The following is a 15,238-nucleotide window of genomic DNA, read 5'->3' as shown; positions in this document are numbered from 1 at the left end:
GTTCAACCTCCCAGCAGGCTCTGGTCGAAGGCGAACAGGGCCTCATTGATCTCGAAAATGTTGTAGTTCTGGTTGACAATAAAATATTCCACGATGATGTCGAACTTGCTGGCATGGGAAAAGGTAAAGCACGCTTTCCTCAGCATCTCCCGGGCCTCCTCCAATGGCAGCTCCAATGCTACGGCGAGGGCCAATGGCGGTGGGCTTGAAGGGCTTGTAGTGGACATCCGAGCGGATCTTAGAGAATAGTTTGCGGTCGATGTTGGCTTTCTTATAGCACTGGGTGTCGGTGATACCAGCCTTGTCGATCTTCCGCAGTAGCATCTGGGAAAAGCTCTCGTCCAGCTTGTTGAGGGTTTCGTCCCAATCGGCTGGGGCCGCGGCGGGAGCCAGGGTATCTTCCTCCATAGGCATGGAGGCCATAGTCATCCGGCGACGCTGGTTTCCCGGCTGTCGGTGTGGGCATCCACATAGCGGTCGTCGATGTAGGCAGCAATGTCGGCAAAGAGTTTCCTACCGATGGTAGCATCCATCTTCGTGGTGGTGATGTCATTTCGTACGATCTGCAAGGGCATTGCGGCACATCCTCATATTTCTGCCCTCATCATACCACAAGCGCCCCTGTCTGGCAATCCGCTGGAAGGCGGGAGGTGCGTTCCGGTATTCCCAACATCCCTCTCACCATCTCATACCACTTAGCCGCAGTATGCCTCGTCACCCCGGCGCCCCTGGCAATAGCTCGATAGCTGGTCACGTCGGGGTGGAACTTCATGAACAACCAGATTTTCTTCTGCGTTTTGGTGAGCTTATCCGGCGGAGTGATGCCCCGCATTTTGTCCCGTAGGGCCTGCCGCTCCGCATTCATCTGCTGGATCAGCACCTTCAGCTTTGCCTCGCACTCCTCCCGAGTGTGGGCGTAGACGCATTTAGAGTGCTTGGTGCCGTCCGGCCAGGTGGGGGAGTAGCGTCCCTCAAACAGGTGGTCATTGATCTGGGTGATGCACCCGGTGCCGGGCTTCCGGGTCTTTCTCTGCACCGGCTGGAAGTATGAGGCTGCGTCCCGTTCCGACTGAGCGGATTCCTCCCGCACTTCGTTGCCCAGCCCACGGTCGATCTTGGCCGCCGCCTCGGTCTGCATATCCCCGGTGACATGGGTGTAGATGTCCAGAGTGGTGGCCGCCGACACATGGCCCAGCATGGCGGAGAGGGTCTTCACATCCATGCCATTTTCCAAGGATAATGTGGCAAAAGTATGCCGTAAATCATGAAATCTAATTTTCTTGCACCCGGCCCGCTCCAGAATGATCTGGAGCCGCCGGCGCACCGCTCCCGGCGTCATGGGCATATCCTCTTTGACCGGGGAGGGGAACATCCACCGGGAGTCCACCGTCTCCCGGTATTGCCGCAGCACCTCCACCACGCCGGACGGCAGGACCAGCCTGCGGATGGAGGCGCGGGTCTTCGGAACGCTCACCTGGAGCTGTCCCCGCACCTCGTAGACCTGCTTGTTCACGGTCAGGGTCCCGGTCTTGAAGTCCAGGTCGTCCCACTGGAGGGCCAGCAGCTCGCCCCGCCGCAGGCCGGTACATAAGTCCAGAAGGAACAACTCAAAGTATCCCTCCGCCTGGGCCTGGATGAGGAACCGCTGGAGTTCCTCCCGGCCCAGAACCTGCATCTCCCGGCCCCGCTTGGGCGGCAGCTTGCAGCCCACCGCCGGATTGGTGCGGATCAGTTCCTCCTGCACCGCCTTCTCCAGAGCGGACCGGCAGGCGGCATGGAGGCCGCGCACCATGGAGTCGGACAGCCCCTTGCCGAACTGCTCCGTGCGGATGAGCCGCCCGGCCGTTTTCATCCGGGCATAGAACTGCTGGAGGTCCTTCTGGGCCAGCTGGTTCAGGGGGATCTTCCCCAGCTCCGGGATGATGTGCTGATAGATCTTCGCCTCGTAGTTGGCCTGGGTGGTGGGGCGGATCTGAGGCTTGACGTAGTTCTGATACCAGAAGTCCAGCCACTCTCCGAAGGGCATCTCCGGCCGGACTTTCTCCGTCCTGGGACCGGTCACCGTCTCCCGGAGCTGCTTCAGTTTCTCTTGGCACTCCCGTTTCGTCTTGGCCAGGACGTTCTTTGTCTTGGGCAGGCCCTTCTCGTCGTAGCCGATGACCACCCGGCCCTCCCAGCGGCCGTCCTTGCGCTGGCGGACGGAGCCCTCACCCTTTTTCCGCCGCTTAGCCATGGCATCTACCTCCTTCCGGTCTGTTTTTCTGCCACGGTTTCAGGTCTTTCCCCAGGAGATTTTCCAGAAAGCCGCCCACGATGTGGCTGGCCTCCTGCTGCATGTCCGGCGTCACATGGGTGTAGGTGTCCAAGGTGAAACTGGCGTTGGTGTGGCCCAGGATGCCGGACAGGGTCTTGGCGTCCACGCCGCTGGTGAGGGCGTGGGTGGCAAAGGTATGCCTTAAATCGTGAAATCGGATCGCAGGAAGCCCTGCCTCTCTTAAGATCCGCTTCATCCAGTAGTAGGCGGCACTGGGCCGCACCGGTTTCTCCGGAGCCAGCGGTTCCGGGAAGATCCACTGACTGACGGCGTGCTTCCTCCGCTCCTTCAGCCGCTGGACGGTGCTGGGCGGCAGGCGGATGGTCCGCCGGCCCTGGCTGGTCTTCGTCTCGCCGATCTCCAGCTCCCCGGCCTTGGGGACGTTCACCGACCGGAGGATCTTCAGCGTCCCGGCCTTCTCGTCGAAGTCCTGCCACATGAGGCCGCAGATCTCGCCCCGGCGGAGACCGGTGGTCAGCTCCGTGTAGAAGAAGTCCCGCCAGATCTCGTTGCGGTCCACCGCTGCCAGGAAGGTATCCATCTGCTCCTTTGTGAGGATCTGCTTGGGTCGATAGCTGGCCTTGGGCACCACGGCCCCGTCGGTGGGGTTCCGGGCGACCACATGGGCGGCCTCCGCGTCCTTCAGGCACCGGTGGAGCATGGCGTGGATGCGGAGCACCATGGTGTCCGACAGTTCGTGGCCGTATTCCGGGTGCTCACGGACACGGCCCTCGTGTTTCAGTTTTCGGTACAGCTTCTGGATGTCCATGCGGGTCACCCGGGAGACGATCTTATCCCCCAGATAGGGCTTGATGTAGCACCGGATGAACTGCTCATAACTCCGCAGGGTGTTGGGCCGCAGGGTGGCCGCGCCGTAGTCCTCCATCCACCGGTCCAGCCATTCCCCCAGGGTCATGCGGCTGTCCTCGGTGAGCTCCACATCCTGAAAGGCCTCCAGGTCCCGGTGGAGCTTGTCCAGCAGTTCCTTCTGGGTCTTTGCCAGGACATACCGGAAGATGGGCTCGCCGTTTTGTTTGTGGCCCACCACGATGCGGCCCTCCCAGCGGCCGTCCTCCCGCTTTCGGACCATGCCGTCGCCGGACGGCCTGCGTTTTGCCATAGGCTATTCCTCCTTATTTGGGTCGATCAGACTGCCGTCATCCTCGTCCAGGGCCTCCAGGATCATGCGCACTCCCAGCCGGAAACCCAGGATGAAGTTCTCCAGGGCCATGGTGCTGCCGATCTCATTCTCCGCGTTGATGAGCCGGAGCAGCAATGTTTTTTCCTTGTCCTCCAGCAGGGCGGTGAGTTTCTCCTCGCACTCTGCTGACTGTTCCATGGCTTTTTTCAGGGCAGTCCCCGATTTGACGATTTGATCGTTGGGGGTGATATTTCCAAAGTACAGATTTTCCAGTGTGTCGCGCATGTGTGCCGCCTCCTTTGTCAGCAACACACAATACCCGAACTTCCTCCAAATAGCCACCCCCAACCGCAACTATTTTCAGAAAGTTATCATCTGCGGGCAGGATTTTATCTTTGTATTGCGGTCCAGATTTTGATATGCCTGCCATAGAAAAAACCGCCTGCATCTCTGCAGACGGTTCCGGTGACAAATCGTTTCTCCCTATGGAGAAGATTGTCTCTATTCGTTTGTTTCGTCGTCCTGCACATCTCCAAAGAGGACGCGAAGATAATCCCGGCGGCCGTAGAGCACACGATCCACATAGACATCGTTGTCAAGAACTCGGTAAAAAGTGAGGTAACTGCCGGTCACCAGGAAACGATAGTCACTCTCGACATCGGCAATCGAGGACAGGGACGCGCCAATCAGACTGTGCTCCCGCAATCTGCGGATGTCCTTTGTGATGTTCCGTACCGTGGAGATCGCTGCGCTGGGATTTTCCAAATTCTTTGCGATATAGGACTTGATCCCGGCCAAATCAGCCTGCGCCTCGTCGGATAAATGCAGGTTATTCATCTGCGATTCCGAGATGTTTTTCTACGGCCTCCAGCGTCAACCAGCCCTTTTCCTCCCCGGACTTGCGGCCCTTGGCCAGCTCGTTCATCAGCCGGAGGGTGGCCTGTGTCCGCTCATAGTCCTGCATGTCCACGATGGCGTAGCGGCCCCGGCCATTCTTCGTCAGAAAAACCGGAGCGCCTACAGCCACGTCATGCAGAACCTCCGTGTAATTACGCAGATCGGAGATGGGTTTGATGTTCGGCATGGTGTTCAGCCCCTTTCTTGCCCTTAGTATACCTCGATCTGCTGTAAAATTCAACAGCATTTTTTACTGCGGTTTCGTTGGCGATTGCTACCACCCCATAGTCATGCCGCCCATGTCCTGCCGGAGAGTTTCCTCATGGTCATCTGGCTTGTGGCCCATGGCGATCTTCTTTTTCTGGATTTTCCGCCGCAGCTTTCGGTCCACCCGCTGTCCCACCGGAGCGGCGGGCGGCACCGAGTTGTCACGAAAGATCTGACTCAGATGGTGGAGCAGCCGGGTGGCCGCCAGGAACACATTGGGCCTGCCCGCCTGATCGAAGTGCTCCAGAAAGAAGTCGGCGTATTCGTTTCCCTGTTCCGCCGATTCATAGAAATACGTCCAGGCCCGCTCCCGGTCCTGTTGGACATCCTGCCCGGCGAGGTACAACTTACCCAGAGTGTACCGGGCATACTGGTTCCCGTGTTCGGCGGACTCGGTGAGGCAGGCCACCGCTTTTGGCACGTCTTTCGGGACATCTTTCCCCTCCAGATACAGCTTTCCCAGGCGGTAGGCGGCCCAGGAGTTCCCCCGGGCCGCCGCTTTTCCATACCAGGATACCGCCTCATTCGTTCGATTTTGGCCTTGAAGGAACTTTCCCAGCGCGTACTGAGCGAAGTCATATCCTGCGTCCGCCGCCCGCCGGAACCACAGTTCCGCCTGCTCGTCGTCGGGGAGAACGCCTCGTCCGTCCCGCCAGCACTTGCCCAGCTGATAGGCGGCCAGGGGGAAGCCTCTCTGCCAGAGCTGTTCCAGCACCCGCACCTGTTCCGCTTTTTCACTCTCCGGGTTTTCGTACTCCTCCAGCACCTCCTTGGCGCTTTGGTAGGCCTCGGTCATCCGCCAGTTGGAGTCCCAGGCGAAGTACACCGCATCCTGGTCCTCATCCACTTCATCTCTCACACGGGAATCCTCGAAGGTAAACGTACCGAGCCGGAGCTGTTCCGCCTCCCGGATGACCATGTTCTTGATGGCTTTGAACTCCTTCTGCTGGGAGAGCGGCAGGTGCTCTCTGGGCACGTCCTTGTAGTAACGCTCCAGCTCGTCCCGGAGTTGATTCCACTGTTCGTAGCACTCTGCCACCTCCGGGACCTTGGCCAGTTCATCCACGATGGCGTCCACCTGCGCCTTTGCCGGTTTTTTCAGGTAGCCGTAGACCTTTTTGCCCTTGTGGTTCTCCAGCATTTCGGCCAGCTTCTCCACCTGCTCCATGATGATAGGGCTGTGGCACAGGCCTGTCTCCATCTCCCGGATGAGCCGCCCCATGGCCTCCGTTGCCGCGTCCCGCACTTGGCTGTAGGACAGATCTTTCTTCTGGTAGAGAGACAGTAGTTCGTCTCGGAAGATCTCATTGGACAGCTGGGAGCGCATCTTCTCGATACCCTTTTCTGTTAGAAAACCTTGCTTGGGGTCCGCTGACCAGACCATCATATGGATGTGGGGGTGGTGCTTCTCATCGTGGAAGGCGGCCCGCCATCGGAAATTGTTCGGGGAAATTTTCATGGCCTGAGCCAGTTCCGTCTGGTGGGCCAGCAATAACTTACGCCAGCTCTCACTGTTCTCATAGCCCAGCCGGTGGGCGTCCTCCCGCTTCAAGGAGTAGACGAAGGTCCACACCGGCCCGGTATGCCCGTTGATCTCTGCCATGGTTTTCTCCAGATCAGCGGGACTGTCGGCGGAGAACAAACCGTGGGAGCGGGGACGCTCCGCCATATATTCCAGGTATCCGCCGCCGTCATGGAAGGGGCGCGGAGCCTCGATCAGCTCCACACCCTCCCGGGTGGCGATGTACTCGGCGTAGTGTCCGCCGCCGTTTCCCGGCTTGATGTAGCCCGACTTCTGGATCAGTCCCGGCATCACTCAGCCTCCTGTTGATAGCGGACAGCGTCCTCAAAACTGATTTCACCGTTGGTTTCCTTCACCTCTTTGACGCACCGGACCCGGGCTTTTCGCAGCTGATCCGGGTCGATCTCTATGTCGGCGGCCAGGATATTTCCCATGAGGTTTTGGTCCACCGACAGCTTGAACAGCAGGCGTCCCATCCGTTTGCCCAGGGCTCCCAGCTTACCCTCCAGCACATCGGCGAGGACCCGCGGCAGGTAAGCATCGGCAGACTCCGTATCCAGGTAACCGGAGTAGAACCGAATGGCCTTTTCGATAAATTCGTTTCTGGTGGAGCAGTTATCCCGCCGGTAGCGCGATTCCACCTCGGTCCAGGTGGCTTCACTGAGCCAGACGGAATGTTTCTTATTTTCCTTTTTCAAATTCAAAATCCCCTCCTTATTGCATCAGCGCCGCCCGAAAGCCTGTCACAGCGGGGATTCAGGCGGCTTTTGCGAAAAACAGCGCCAATCTCAAATCGGGTTGGTCGGAACAGCGCCAACTCCAACCCCTGAAACCGCCCGCACTGCGGGCGGAAGTGACCGCCCAGGCGCCATAAAAGCGCCAAGGCTTTCTCCTGCTTTTCCTTTCGTCCTCCGTAAATCAGTTATGGGGCGGCAAATTCCCCGGATAGGCCTCCTCCACAGCGGTGGAACAACGGGCCAAATCCGCCCCGAGACCGCCGGGAGGGGCAGGGACTCTGCCCCTCCCGAAATCGAGGCACACAGCGGCTCACAGGCCGCTACACGGGGGAAGCCGATTGCTGCAGGGGGACGGTGTACTGCGGCAGAAAGATTCGGCAGTATTCCTCCGGTCCGGACACCAGATGCCGGTGCATCATCTCGCCGTACTGAAACATCTGGAACACCACATTTCGATAGCAGGCCTTGATCTCCTCACGGCACTCCCTCGCAAAGATCCTTTGTTCATCTGTCAGGGTTCCACGGTTCTCATCGCAGAGGAACAGAGCTACCGCATCTTCGTCGATAGGTTCCTCGTGCGTACGGTTCCACCGGTTGACAATGTATCGCCGCATGTCTATGGTGCGCCGTGCTGACAAAGACGGGTCCTGCTCGATCATGCAGTCGATCATCTGCATCAGCATCCGGAGGCACACTCCTTTCTCTCCAGCGCCGCCAGGCGCTGCTCCGCTCTCTGCCGTTCCAGCGCCAGGTCAGCTGCGTGGAGCTGCCGCGCATAGAACTGTTCGATGGACATCTGGATGGGTAGGATGTAGTAACGCAGACAGCCGTTGAGGGTGCGTCCGTCCCGGGTTGTGACGGTGGTGCGCTCCGTCCGGATCAGACCGCGATCCTCCAGCTCGGTCACATACTTGCGCACCGTGTTGACGCTCATCCCCACCGCCTCTCCGATGGTCCGGTAGCTGGCCACGCACTGGTAGGTCTTCCGGTCTTCCCGGTGGAGGAGAAATCCGTAGACTGCAATTGCCCCGGCAGACAGTCCCAGGGAGAAGATCTCGTTGGGGAGGGGGAAGTAGTTCTTGATAGGGTCCCGCTTGGGCCAGTACTGTTTTCTCATTTGGCACCTCCCGACTGTCCCTCCGCCCACTGGATGAACTTCTCTTTCGGAACTACCATACGGCTCCCCACCCGCAGCGTGGGGAAACCGGGATCGTTGAGTAGCTCGTAGGCGGTGGAGATGGACACGCCCAGTACCTGCGCAACCATCTTGGCGTTGAGGAACAGGGGCAGGTCGTCGTAGGATTTGTAGACAGACAGTTTCAATGTTTAGTACCTCCGGTGTTTCAAATTCAGAGAAAATATTTCTTGCGTTTCGGAGGTCTCTCTGTTAAACTGGGACACAGATCAGGCTGTGTTTTCCGAAACGCGGCAGGCCGCTGAACTGTTGCAGCAGTTCAGCGGTTTTTTTACAGGGTCTGTCTTTTTCTTTTCTGGTTTTGGCCATGCACCATACCGGTTCCTGCCCTGCGGCCTTATTTGACCAACACGGCGTTTTCTTCCCCTTGGCACGCTCAGCTGTCAGAGCCCTGCGACAACGTCCTGGCGTTACTTCCCCGTGGAGTATCGTCTCTGGTGATGGGTATTCATTTTTCAAGGTACCGTTCCGAATGTCTGGGACCAGTTTCCCGTTGACAATCGGATTTGTGGGTGTTAGACTATTGTAAGATTATTTTGACAGTTCCCTGTGAGAGTATTGTAGCATGTGAACCTACCCCCTTGTCAAGACTATTTTATAAAATTTTTACGATTGTCTATTTTGGAGGGCGCCGACATGTGGTATGCCAAGATGTACTTCTCTGAGAAAAAAGAGGTTTTCCAATTTGATAGCCACGGGGTCCAGGGGGTTCCCTCGACCTACAAGGAACTCCCGTTCCTGGAGAGCCTGCTGTCTTTTCTGGAGATGAACTGTAAGGAACTGGAGCCCCTGCTGCGGCGGGCCCATGAGAACTGGGTCCTTCTGATTGACAAAGATGATAAAGATGCTGGGGTCCGTACCTTGATGGACCTGGGTGACCTTGGGAGCCGGCACATCTACCTGCATCTTCTGTATGTGCGCTGGTTTGAACGGTTTGGACGCATGGGGATCACCCAGGACCGGGGAAGCAGGGAGGATCAGCAGATGCTGGAGGAGCTGCAGGGCCTCCCGGAACAGCTCCCGCTGTATCAGCAGCAGGTACAGCGTTTCTTTGATCTCGTTTTGGATGTGGACAAGGCGGGGCGGGATCCCCAGCAGCAGGCGTCGGCCCATTATCTCTACGATGCCCCCAAGGACCCGTCTCTGTTCTCCTTCCGGCCCATCCCCCTCAGCTTTGAGCCGGTGGAGCCGGGCCGGTGCTCGCCGGTCCTGTATCCCCTACACATTTCTGACATGATCGATTACTCCCTGCGCAGCTGTGTGGAGCGTGGGATTACCGTCCGGCGGTGCAAGAACTGCGGACGGTGGTTCCCCCAGACCGGCCGGGTCAGTGCGGAGTACTGCGAGCGCCCGGTGGCCTCCGGTCAGCAGACCTGCCGGGAAGCCGGAGCCTTCCAGCAGTGGACCAAGAAACAGTCCGACGATCCGGTGTTCAAGGCCTACCGCAAGGAGTACAAGAAGCGCTTTGCCTGGATCAAGGCCGGCCGTATTACCGACGAGCAGTTCTACGCCTGGAGCGAACAGGCCAGAGAGATGAAAAAGAAATGCGACCGGGAGGTCATCACCCTGGAGGAGTTCAAGGACTGGCTGGGGAAACCGTGAGGACAAATCGGCAGAAAATGAACAACGGGACGCGCCCAAGGGCGCGTCCCGTGTATTCTTTGATATAGCGTATCATTTTTCAATCATTGAATGATAATGATTTCATCCGGAGTACTTACTTATTAAAACTGGCAATAATACATTCTTGCTCCACGAATCCTCATTTGAGTGATTAGAGAGTTCAATACCAAGCAGTTTTACACACATTTTTTCCTATATGAAATAATTACAACCTACATATGTGACTATGTCTCTCTTGCAGTAAAATACAATGTTTGATCAAACCTACGCTCTGGACTCAATTTCTCAATATAGCCTGGTTGGATAATATCATTCACGACACTTTTGTGAAGAAATGGTCTTGTTATACGTTCTGCAGTAACGTATTGACGCCACTTTGAACCTCCGATAGCGAATTCCTTGTCTGTTTGGTTCCCAAACGCCATCTGACGATAGATATCCACCACTCGTATTTTACCGGACTTACTCAATTCCCATAAACAACGTGCAAGGCGGGCTGAGGCTCTCATTGGGCGACTCATAGTTGCCGCTATTTCGTAAGATGCATCAACGAACAATCGCGAGAATGCATAATCACTCCAAACGACAATATCAAAAGCTTGTTCCGCCAGAAGGGGAGATTTACCCTGCGTTTTCCAAATTGTTTGCATTAACAACGGTTTCTGCTTATCGAGATATTTACGTTCAAATGTATCTATGCTTTGGCTGATGCGTGGCATCTTATGAGTCATCTCATAATCATTGTCCCACATCTGAATCGCAGCACAAGCATCTTCAAAAATTTCTCTTACATCCCGTGCATCATTTTTAACCGTATCGTACATACCCAATGCACAATAAGATGTGGTCGCTGATCTTACGACCAATTCGCATCCCCACTTATCTTCAGTCTGTCGGCTTGTAGAATCGGTCGGAAGTACTGTTAACTTTACTTCAAGCGGAGACAAATAATTCCCATTCAAATCTTTAATAACCAAGTCAATACCATCAATTGCATCAAAAGAATATTGTTGGTATGGTTCGAAAACAGTTTCAAAATTGAAAGATAACTCTGAAGCAGACTTTACGCCACAGTTAAATACATCCCTTATAGAAATTTCTGTGGAAACAGTTTTCAATTCCCCATCAATATCTTCCAATTTGATATAAATGGCGGGAAGATCATGTTCCATCATGTAGCTTGCCATAGCAGCGGGAAAACTGGAATTAAAGCAATTCTTGCCCCAATGATCGTTAGCATCCCTATTTGAATGTTCAATTCCATACAAACCAGTAGGCATTTTACGCACCTCCACTACACCAATAATTCAAATAGTGACGTCAGCTCTTGACGCCATCGCACAAGTATGCTAAAATCCTTTATAAAATAATAACATGACAGAAAGTGGTTGTCTATATGCGAGTCGTTGATTTGTTTGCCGGGTGTGGAGGACTTTCACTTGGTTTTCAAAATGCTGGTTTTAGAATTGTGGGGGCATTTGAATTTTGGGATATTGCACTTGAAACTTATAAACTTAACTTTAAGCACCCAATATATAAACAAGATCTGTCGGATGTGGATACAGCAGTAAATCTGATCAATGCTTTGGCACCTGATATGATAATAGGAGGGCCTCCTTGTCAAGATTTTAGTCATGCAGGCAAGCGCATAGAAGCTGAGCGGGCTGGTCTAACCGGTAATTTTGCGGAAATTATTTCCGCTGTAAAACCTCGCTACTTTGTAATGGAAAACGTTGATAGAGCGAAAGACTCTGTCGCATATGCTTACGCTAAGAGTGTTTTTAGGAATGCTGGGTATGGAATTACCGAAACGACACTTGATGCATCTCATTGTGGTGTTCCCCAAAAGAGAAAAAGGTTTTTTGTTTTAGGTATCCTTGGAGGAAACGATGGTTTTGCAACTGAATGGTTAGACAATCACCAAACCAAGAAGGAAACAACCATCAGAGATTATTTTGGGAGTAATGTACTTGGGTTTGAGTATTATTATAGGCATCCCAGAAATTATAATCGCAGAGCAATATATAGCATAGATGAACCTGCGCCGACAATGCGAGGCGTGAACCGTCCTGTTCCTAAAGGGTATCCTGGTCACCCTCTTGATCCCCATCCTGTTGATGAAACAGTGAGAGCTTTAACTACATTAGAGCGCGCTTTGATTCAAACATTTCCTGCTGGGTACAAATGGGCGGGAAGTAAAACTGACATAGAACAGATGATTGGAAATGCTGTTCCTGTCAAATTGGCAGAGTTTGTTGCAACTTGTATGTCTCAATATGTTGTTGAAATCCCTGATTATTCTGGTTTCGAAACATGGCTCCACAAGACAAATTATTCTGATAGAGTAGTAAGTGACATTGTTAGCCGCTTAAAGCGAGCAAACAAAATAATTGCGGATGACCCAACTCCGACATACTTATTTCTTCTTGAACGAACGGATGCTTTTTTAAAGATTGATGCTTCGGTAAGGAGTCAGATTAAAAAAGCTGTTTCGTTGTATATTGAATATAAATTTGATACAATTGCTCGGCATCATGCCAATCCTAATTTATAACTATTATGAGTGATATATTTGATAAAAGGACGCGATCAGAAATAATGCGTTCAGTTAAAAGCAAGAACACCAAAAGTACAGAACTTGCCCTAATAAAACTTTTTAAAGAAAACCACATTACTGGTTGGCGGCATAATTACAATGTCAAAGGTCATCCGGATTTTGTGTTTCTTAACAAAAGAATTGCCATTTTTGTTGACGGCTGCTTTTGGCATGGGCATGATTGTCGAAATACACGACCAGCAGACCATGCTGAGTATTGGGCAAAAAAGCGCGAGCGCAACATTCAACATGATAAAGAGATAACATTGATGTTTGAGAAAAGAGGATGGACCGTTGTGCGCATATGGGAATGTGAACTAAAGAAGAAAAATCTCCCGCAAACTAAAGAACGTATTCTCTCTTTACTTGTTTCGAATGATTAAAAAGGCAATTGTAAGATAAAACTCCGGAGAGTTGGATTAAAGAAAAAGCTACTTAGAATTGTTAAAGGTGGTTCCCAGTTACTTTTTTAATGCATCAATCTTCCATTGTAATTCGGCTAAATTCAAGGAGTTTCTTGTTGCCGTTTTCCTTTCCGGCAGTTCCTATTCTTTGAATAGGTGTGTGAAAAATTGATACCCCGTCGCGCCGAAAAGACTTGCTTAACACCCCCTACAGAGGTACAATAGCCCAAACAGCAGAAAGGATTAAAATAATGGGTTATCACCGTTTTTCTTCTTGGCAGATAGGCTGCCTGTAAGAGAGCATGTTTCCTTGACGACTCTTGCAGGCGGCCCGAACTGTCAAGGAGTGAGCACAATTGAACAGAGACCGCAGTTACTATCGCAAACAGCGCATGCGTGCGATTCATCGCAAGGAAACGATCCTCCGCCAGCTTGGAGGGGAAGAGAATGTCCTTGCGTGGGAACACGGCGCCGCCGGACGGCTGTCCAAGGGAAAGATCCACTGCTCCTGCTGGATGTGCCGCAGAAAGTCGTATGACGATCCTAAGATCCGGGATAAGCGGGCGGCCATGGATGCCATCCAGCAGCTGCTGGAAACCGAGTAATTTCTCTCACGAAAAAACGCTTCCCAACCGGGGCTGGCAGACACCTGCCGCCCCTGGTCAGGAAGCGTTTTTGACCCCATATTTGACCACAGTCAGGACCGGAACACGCGGAAACAGCGGATTTAAGAGCGTCAAAAAATATTCAATACCGAGCGGAAAGTGCTGGAAAGCACTACAAAGCACCACAAAAAATTCGGTTCAAGCGTTTGGGTGCAAGATGCCGGGAGTTCGAGTCTCCCCACTCGGACCATTTTACGCAGAAAAACCGCCTGAAATGGCGGTTTTTCTGCGTTTTTTGTTCTATTTTTGTCTCTTGGACGATTGCGGTTCAGCGGCGATTTCAGGGACAGAAAAGCGGCGGGAGCATGAGCGAGGATAGCCGCTGAAACCGCCAAATCCCTAACCCATCCCTAACGACAAAATATCTCACTTTTTGGCGTATGTCAGTCGATTATCATGTTACCTTTCATAATAGTTACATGATAGCATAAAGACAAGGCTGTCGTATTATGCTGATAGGCCGACAGTCTATACAGAAGTGTTTTATAAGGAGTTTCACTATGGATGCACATAAAGCAATTATCACAAGTATATTTAATAACTCCACGCTTATAGAGGTACCCTTCTTCCAGCGATCCTATGTTTGGAAAGAAGATCTTTGGGCTCGGATGATTGAAGATATGGTCCTCCTCTCAGACAAATCGTGTCACTCGGGTGTGGAACCCTTTGGTTGAATCTATTTTACGGTATGGGGCATGGAGCGCTCATTTTCAATCTTCTCAATCCGCTCGGGAAACATGGTCACCAACAGCTCACTGGCGTCCTCCCGGGTCAGTTTCAGACTCTCCCGGGTCAGCTGGTAAATGGTCTTGTTTTCTTTGGTGGATACTCTGGCCATGATGCTTTCCTCACTCCATGCAAGAACCAAAACTTCTAGGCTCTGTTTTCTCCATTATACGGGATATGAGGGATAAAACAATTACTTTTCTTGCCCTTTTCTCCCGTACGCCCTATGGAAACAAAAAAGGCGTTTCCTTTCCCGCCGGAATGAATCGCCGGTAAAGGTCAGGGAGCGTCTTTTTCTGCATGATAAACATCTTGTCACAGGTTCTGTTCCATATTGGCGCTGATCACATTGAAGTGGTGGTTGATGGCCAGAATCAGCTGGGCCTTATCCCGGCGGGCCAGAGCGTCCACAATCTGTTCGTGGGCGTACTGCAGCTGGTTGCCGGTCTGGAAGTTGCGCAGGATATGCCGGCGCATATCGGCGATGAAGCGGTCGATAGTGGTGGAGAGGGCCCGGTGAATCTGGATAATCAGCTCGTTGCCTGAGATGGCGGCAATGGTATCATGGAGCTGCTTATCCAGTTGGGCGGCCCGCTTGGAGGAACAGGACGCCATCTCCTCCACCATTCCGGACAGCTCCCGGACCTGCTCGTCGGTGATGCGCCCCAGGGCCAACAGGGCGGCCTGCAGCTCCAGGCCCGCCCGCAGCTCCCCCAGCCTCCGGTAGTCGATCTGCTGCAGGAGCATCAGCAGGTCAAAGGAGTCCTGCAGATTGCGCTGGATGTTGCAGCAGATAAAATTGCCGGCCCCTTGGTTGCTGACGATAAATCCCATATGCTCCAGCAGCCGAACTGCCTCCCGCACCGAGTTGCGGCTGATGCCCAACTGCTCGGCCAGCTCCCGCTCCGGAGGCAAGGGATCCCCCAGGGACAGCTGTCCGCGGCGCAAGGAATCCTCCAGATAGGTGAGCACTTTTTCATAGGATTTGGGCTGTTCCGCCATGGAAATCTTCCTCCTTGGCATGATGTACATGTAAATAGTATAGCACAAGGAGAAGGCCACTGTAAAGGTGCGACCAACTCATTCTAACTGGTAGGACCAACGTGTTTTTAAAAAAGCCGATAATTGCAAACTTTTTCGTAATATTGTCC

At 53.3% G+C, this 15,238-nt stretch carries 17 protein-coding genes and 1 pseudogene; 4 read left to right on the top strand and 14 right to left on the bottom strand.

Annotated elements, in window-relative coordinates; genetic code table 11:
• Positions 1-2: 2 nt before the first annotated feature.
• The 11 genes and pseudogenes from B5F19_RS02280 to B5F19_RS02230 form a co-directional block, all read right to left on the bottom strand.
• Positions 3-512 (bottom strand): annotated as a pseudogene (locus B5F19_RS02280) (RNase III inhibitor); the annotation flags it as partial.
• A gap of 92 nt (positions 513-604) precedes the next feature.
• Positions 605-2,233 (bottom strand): site-specific integrase, encoded by a 1,629-nt coding sequence (locus tag B5F19_RS02275; RefSeq protein WP_087287419.1) that lies wholly within the window; start codon positions 2,231-2,233, stop codon positions 605-607.
• A complete protein-coding gene (locus B5F19_RS02270; RefSeq protein ID WP_087287416.1) occupies positions 2,226-3,434 on the bottom strand; it encodes a site-specific integrase in 1,209 nt (402 codons plus the stop codon). Before B5F19_RS02270 ends, B5F19_RS02275 begins: the two co-directional genes overlap by 8 nt.
• Before the next feature lie 3 nt (positions 3,435-3,437).
• The gene (locus B5F19_RS02265; RefSeq protein WP_087287412.1) at positions 3,438-3,740 is read right to left on the bottom strand and encodes a DUF6809 family protein; all 303 of its coding nucleotides are present in this window, start codon (positions 3,738-3,740) and stop codon (positions 3,438-3,440) included.
• A 216-nt stretch (positions 3,741-3,956) separates the two neighbouring features.
• Positions 3,957-4,292 (bottom strand): type II toxin-antitoxin system RelE/ParE family toxin, encoded by a 336-nt coding sequence (locus tag B5F19_RS02260; RefSeq protein WP_087287409.1) that lies wholly within the window; start codon positions 4,290-4,292, stop codon positions 3,957-3,959.
• Entirely contained in the window at positions 4,285-4,539 is a 255-nt protein-coding gene (locus tag B5F19_RS02255; RefSeq protein WP_009260451.1) for a type II toxin-antitoxin system prevent-host-death family antitoxin, read from the bottom strand. The genes B5F19_RS02260 and B5F19_RS02255 overlap by 8 nt, the downstream gene beginning before the upstream one ends.
• Before the next feature lie 87 nt (positions 4,540-4,626).
• Positions 4,627-6,432, bottom strand: coding sequence for a MobP3 family relaxase (gene mobP3, locus B5F19_RS02250; RefSeq protein WP_087287406.1), 1,806 nt, complete (start codon positions 6,430-6,432; stop codon positions 4,627-4,629).
• Positions 6,432-6,839 (bottom strand): hypothetical protein, encoded by a 408-nt coding sequence (locus B5F19_RS02245; protein ID WP_242972672.1) that lies wholly within the window; start codon positions 6,837-6,839, stop codon positions 6,432-6,434. The genes mobP3 and B5F19_RS02245 overlap by 1 nt, the downstream gene beginning before the upstream one ends.
• 359 nt (positions 6,840-7,198) lie before the next feature.
• Complete coding sequence (locus B5F19_RS02240; protein ID WP_242972671.1) at positions 7,199-7,561, bottom strand: hypothetical protein; 363 nt, start codon at positions 7,559-7,561, stop codon at positions 7,199-7,201.
• On the bottom strand, positions 7,555-7,995 hold the full coding sequence (locus B5F19_RS02235) for a helix-turn-helix domain-containing protein (RefSeq protein WP_087287400.1): 441 nt from the start codon (positions 7,993-7,995) through the stop codon (positions 7,555-7,557). Before B5F19_RS02235 ends, B5F19_RS02240 begins: the two co-directional genes overlap by 7 nt.
• Entirely contained in the window at positions 7,992-8,201 is a 210-nt protein-coding gene (locus B5F19_RS02230; protein WP_006877022.1) for a helix-turn-helix domain-containing protein, read from the bottom strand. Before B5F19_RS02230 ends, B5F19_RS02235 begins: the two co-directional genes overlap by 4 nt.
• A gap of 508 nt (positions 8,202-8,709) precedes the next feature.
• Between B5F19_RS02230 and B5F19_RS02225 the strand changes: the two genes are divergently transcribed.
• Complete coding sequence (locus B5F19_RS02225) at positions 8,710-9,675, top strand: DUF6076 domain-containing protein (protein ID WP_087287397.1); 966 nt, start codon at positions 8,710-8,712, stop codon at positions 9,673-9,675.
• 245 nt (positions 9,676-9,920) lie between these two features.
• Here B5F19_RS02225 and B5F19_RS02220 read toward each other — a convergent pair whose 3' ends face one another.
• A complete protein-coding gene (locus tag B5F19_RS02220; protein WP_087287395.1) occupies positions 9,921-10,976 on the bottom strand; it encodes a HindVP family restriction endonuclease in 1,056 nt (351 codons plus the stop codon).
• A 116-nt stretch (positions 10,977-11,092) separates the two neighbouring features.
• Between B5F19_RS02220 and B5F19_RS02215 the strand changes: the two genes are divergently transcribed.
• The 3 genes from B5F19_RS02215 (at position 11,093) to B5F19_RS02205 (ending at position 13,301) form a co-directional block, all read left to right on the top strand.
• Positions 11,093-12,250 (top strand): DNA cytosine methyltransferase, encoded by a 1,158-nt coding sequence (locus tag B5F19_RS02215; RefSeq protein ID WP_087287392.1) that lies wholly within the window; start codon positions 11,093-11,095, stop codon positions 12,248-12,250.
• 5 nt (positions 12,251-12,255) lie between these two features.
• Positions 12,256-12,675 (top strand): very short patch repair endonuclease, encoded by a 420-nt coding sequence (locus B5F19_RS02210; RefSeq protein ID WP_087287388.1) that lies wholly within the window; start codon positions 12,256-12,258, stop codon positions 12,673-12,675.
• A 377-nt stretch (positions 12,676-13,052) separates the two neighbouring features.
• Positions 13,053-13,301: a hypothetical protein gene (locus B5F19_RS02205; protein WP_087287386.1), complete on the top strand. Its 249-nt coding sequence runs from the start codon at positions 13,053-13,055 to the stop codon at positions 13,299-13,301.
• Between the two features lie 736 nt (positions 13,302-14,037).
• On the opposite strand, the gene B5F19_RS02200 is transcribed toward B5F19_RS02205, so the two are convergent.
• Complete coding sequence (locus B5F19_RS02200; RefSeq protein ID WP_235370174.1) at positions 14,038-14,199, bottom strand: hypothetical protein; 162 nt, start codon at positions 14,197-14,199, stop codon at positions 14,038-14,040.
• Between the two features lie 203 nt (positions 14,200-14,402).
• Positions 14,403-15,089, bottom strand: a complete 687-nt coding sequence (locus B5F19_RS02195; protein ID WP_087287383.1) for an FCD domain-containing protein — start codon at positions 15,087-15,089, stop codon at positions 14,403-14,405.
• Between the last annotated feature and the right edge of the window lie 149 nt (positions 15,090-15,238).

It is taken from the genome of Pseudoflavonifractor sp. An184 (assembly GCF_002160305.1).
Lineage (GTDB): Bacteria > Bacillota > Clostridia > Oscillospirales > Oscillospiraceae > Lawsonibacter > Lawsonibacter pullicola.
The sequence above is the reverse complement of the archived record's forward strand: the minus strand, read 5'-3'. Positions and strand labels throughout refer to the sequence as shown.

What these genes read in the sequence shown, in the direction of transcription:
- mobP3 (WP_087287406.1), bottom strand. Translation starts at nt 6,432, where the DNA reads ATGCCGGGACTGATCCAGAAGTCGGGCTACATCAAGCCGGGAAACGGC.
- B5F19_RS02260 (WP_087287409.1), bottom strand. Translation starts at nt 4,292, where the DNA reads ATGAATAACCTGCATTTATCCGACGAGGCGCAGGCTGATTTGGCCGGG.
- B5F19_RS02210 (WP_087287388.1), top strand. Translation starts at nt 12,256, where the DNA reads ATGAGTGATATATTTGATAAAAGGACGCGATCAGAAATAATGCGTTCA.
- B5F19_RS02240 (WP_242972671.1), bottom strand. Translation starts at nt 7,561, where the DNA reads ATGCTGATGCAGATGATCGACTGCATGATCGAGCAGGACCCGTCTTTG.
- B5F19_RS02215 (WP_087287392.1), top strand. Translation starts at nt 11,093, where the DNA reads ATGCGAGTCGTTGATTTGTTTGCCGGGTGTGGAGGACTTTCACTTGGT.
- B5F19_RS02235 (WP_087287400.1), bottom strand. Translation starts at nt 7,995, where the DNA reads ATGAGAAAACAGTACTGGCCCAAGCGGGACCCTATCAAGAACTACTTC.
- B5F19_RS02220 (WP_087287395.1), bottom strand. Translation starts at nt 10,976, where the DNA reads ATGCCTACTGGTTTGTATGGAATTGAACATTCAAATAGGGATGCTAAC.
- B5F19_RS02265 (WP_087287412.1), bottom strand. Translation starts at nt 3,740, where the DNA reads ATGCGCGACACACTGGAAAATCTGTACTTTGGAAATATCACCCCCAAC.
- B5F19_RS02200 (WP_235370174.1), bottom strand. Translation starts at nt 14,199, where the DNA reads ATGGCCAGAGTATCCACCAAAGAAAACAAGACCATTTACCAGCTGACC.
- B5F19_RS02225 (WP_087287397.1), top strand. Translation starts at nt 8,710, where the DNA reads ATGTGGTATGCCAAGATGTACTTCTCTGAGAAAAAAGAGGTTTTCCAA.
- B5F19_RS02195 (WP_087287383.1), bottom strand. Translation starts at nt 15,089, where the DNA reads ATGGCGGAACAGCCCAAATCCTATGAAAAAGTGCTCACCTATCTGGAG.
- B5F19_RS02275 (WP_087287419.1), bottom strand. Translation starts at nt 2,233, where the DNA reads ATGGCTAAGCGGCGGAAAAAGGGTGAGGGCTCCGTCCGCCAGCGCAAG.
- B5F19_RS02255 (WP_009260451.1), bottom strand. Translation starts at nt 4,539, where the DNA reads ATGCCGAACATCAAACCCATCTCCGATCTGCGTAATTACACGGAGGTT.
- B5F19_RS02270 (WP_087287416.1), bottom strand. Translation starts at nt 3,434, where the DNA reads ATGGCAAAACGCAGGCCGTCCGGCGACGGCATGGTCCGAAAGCGGGAG.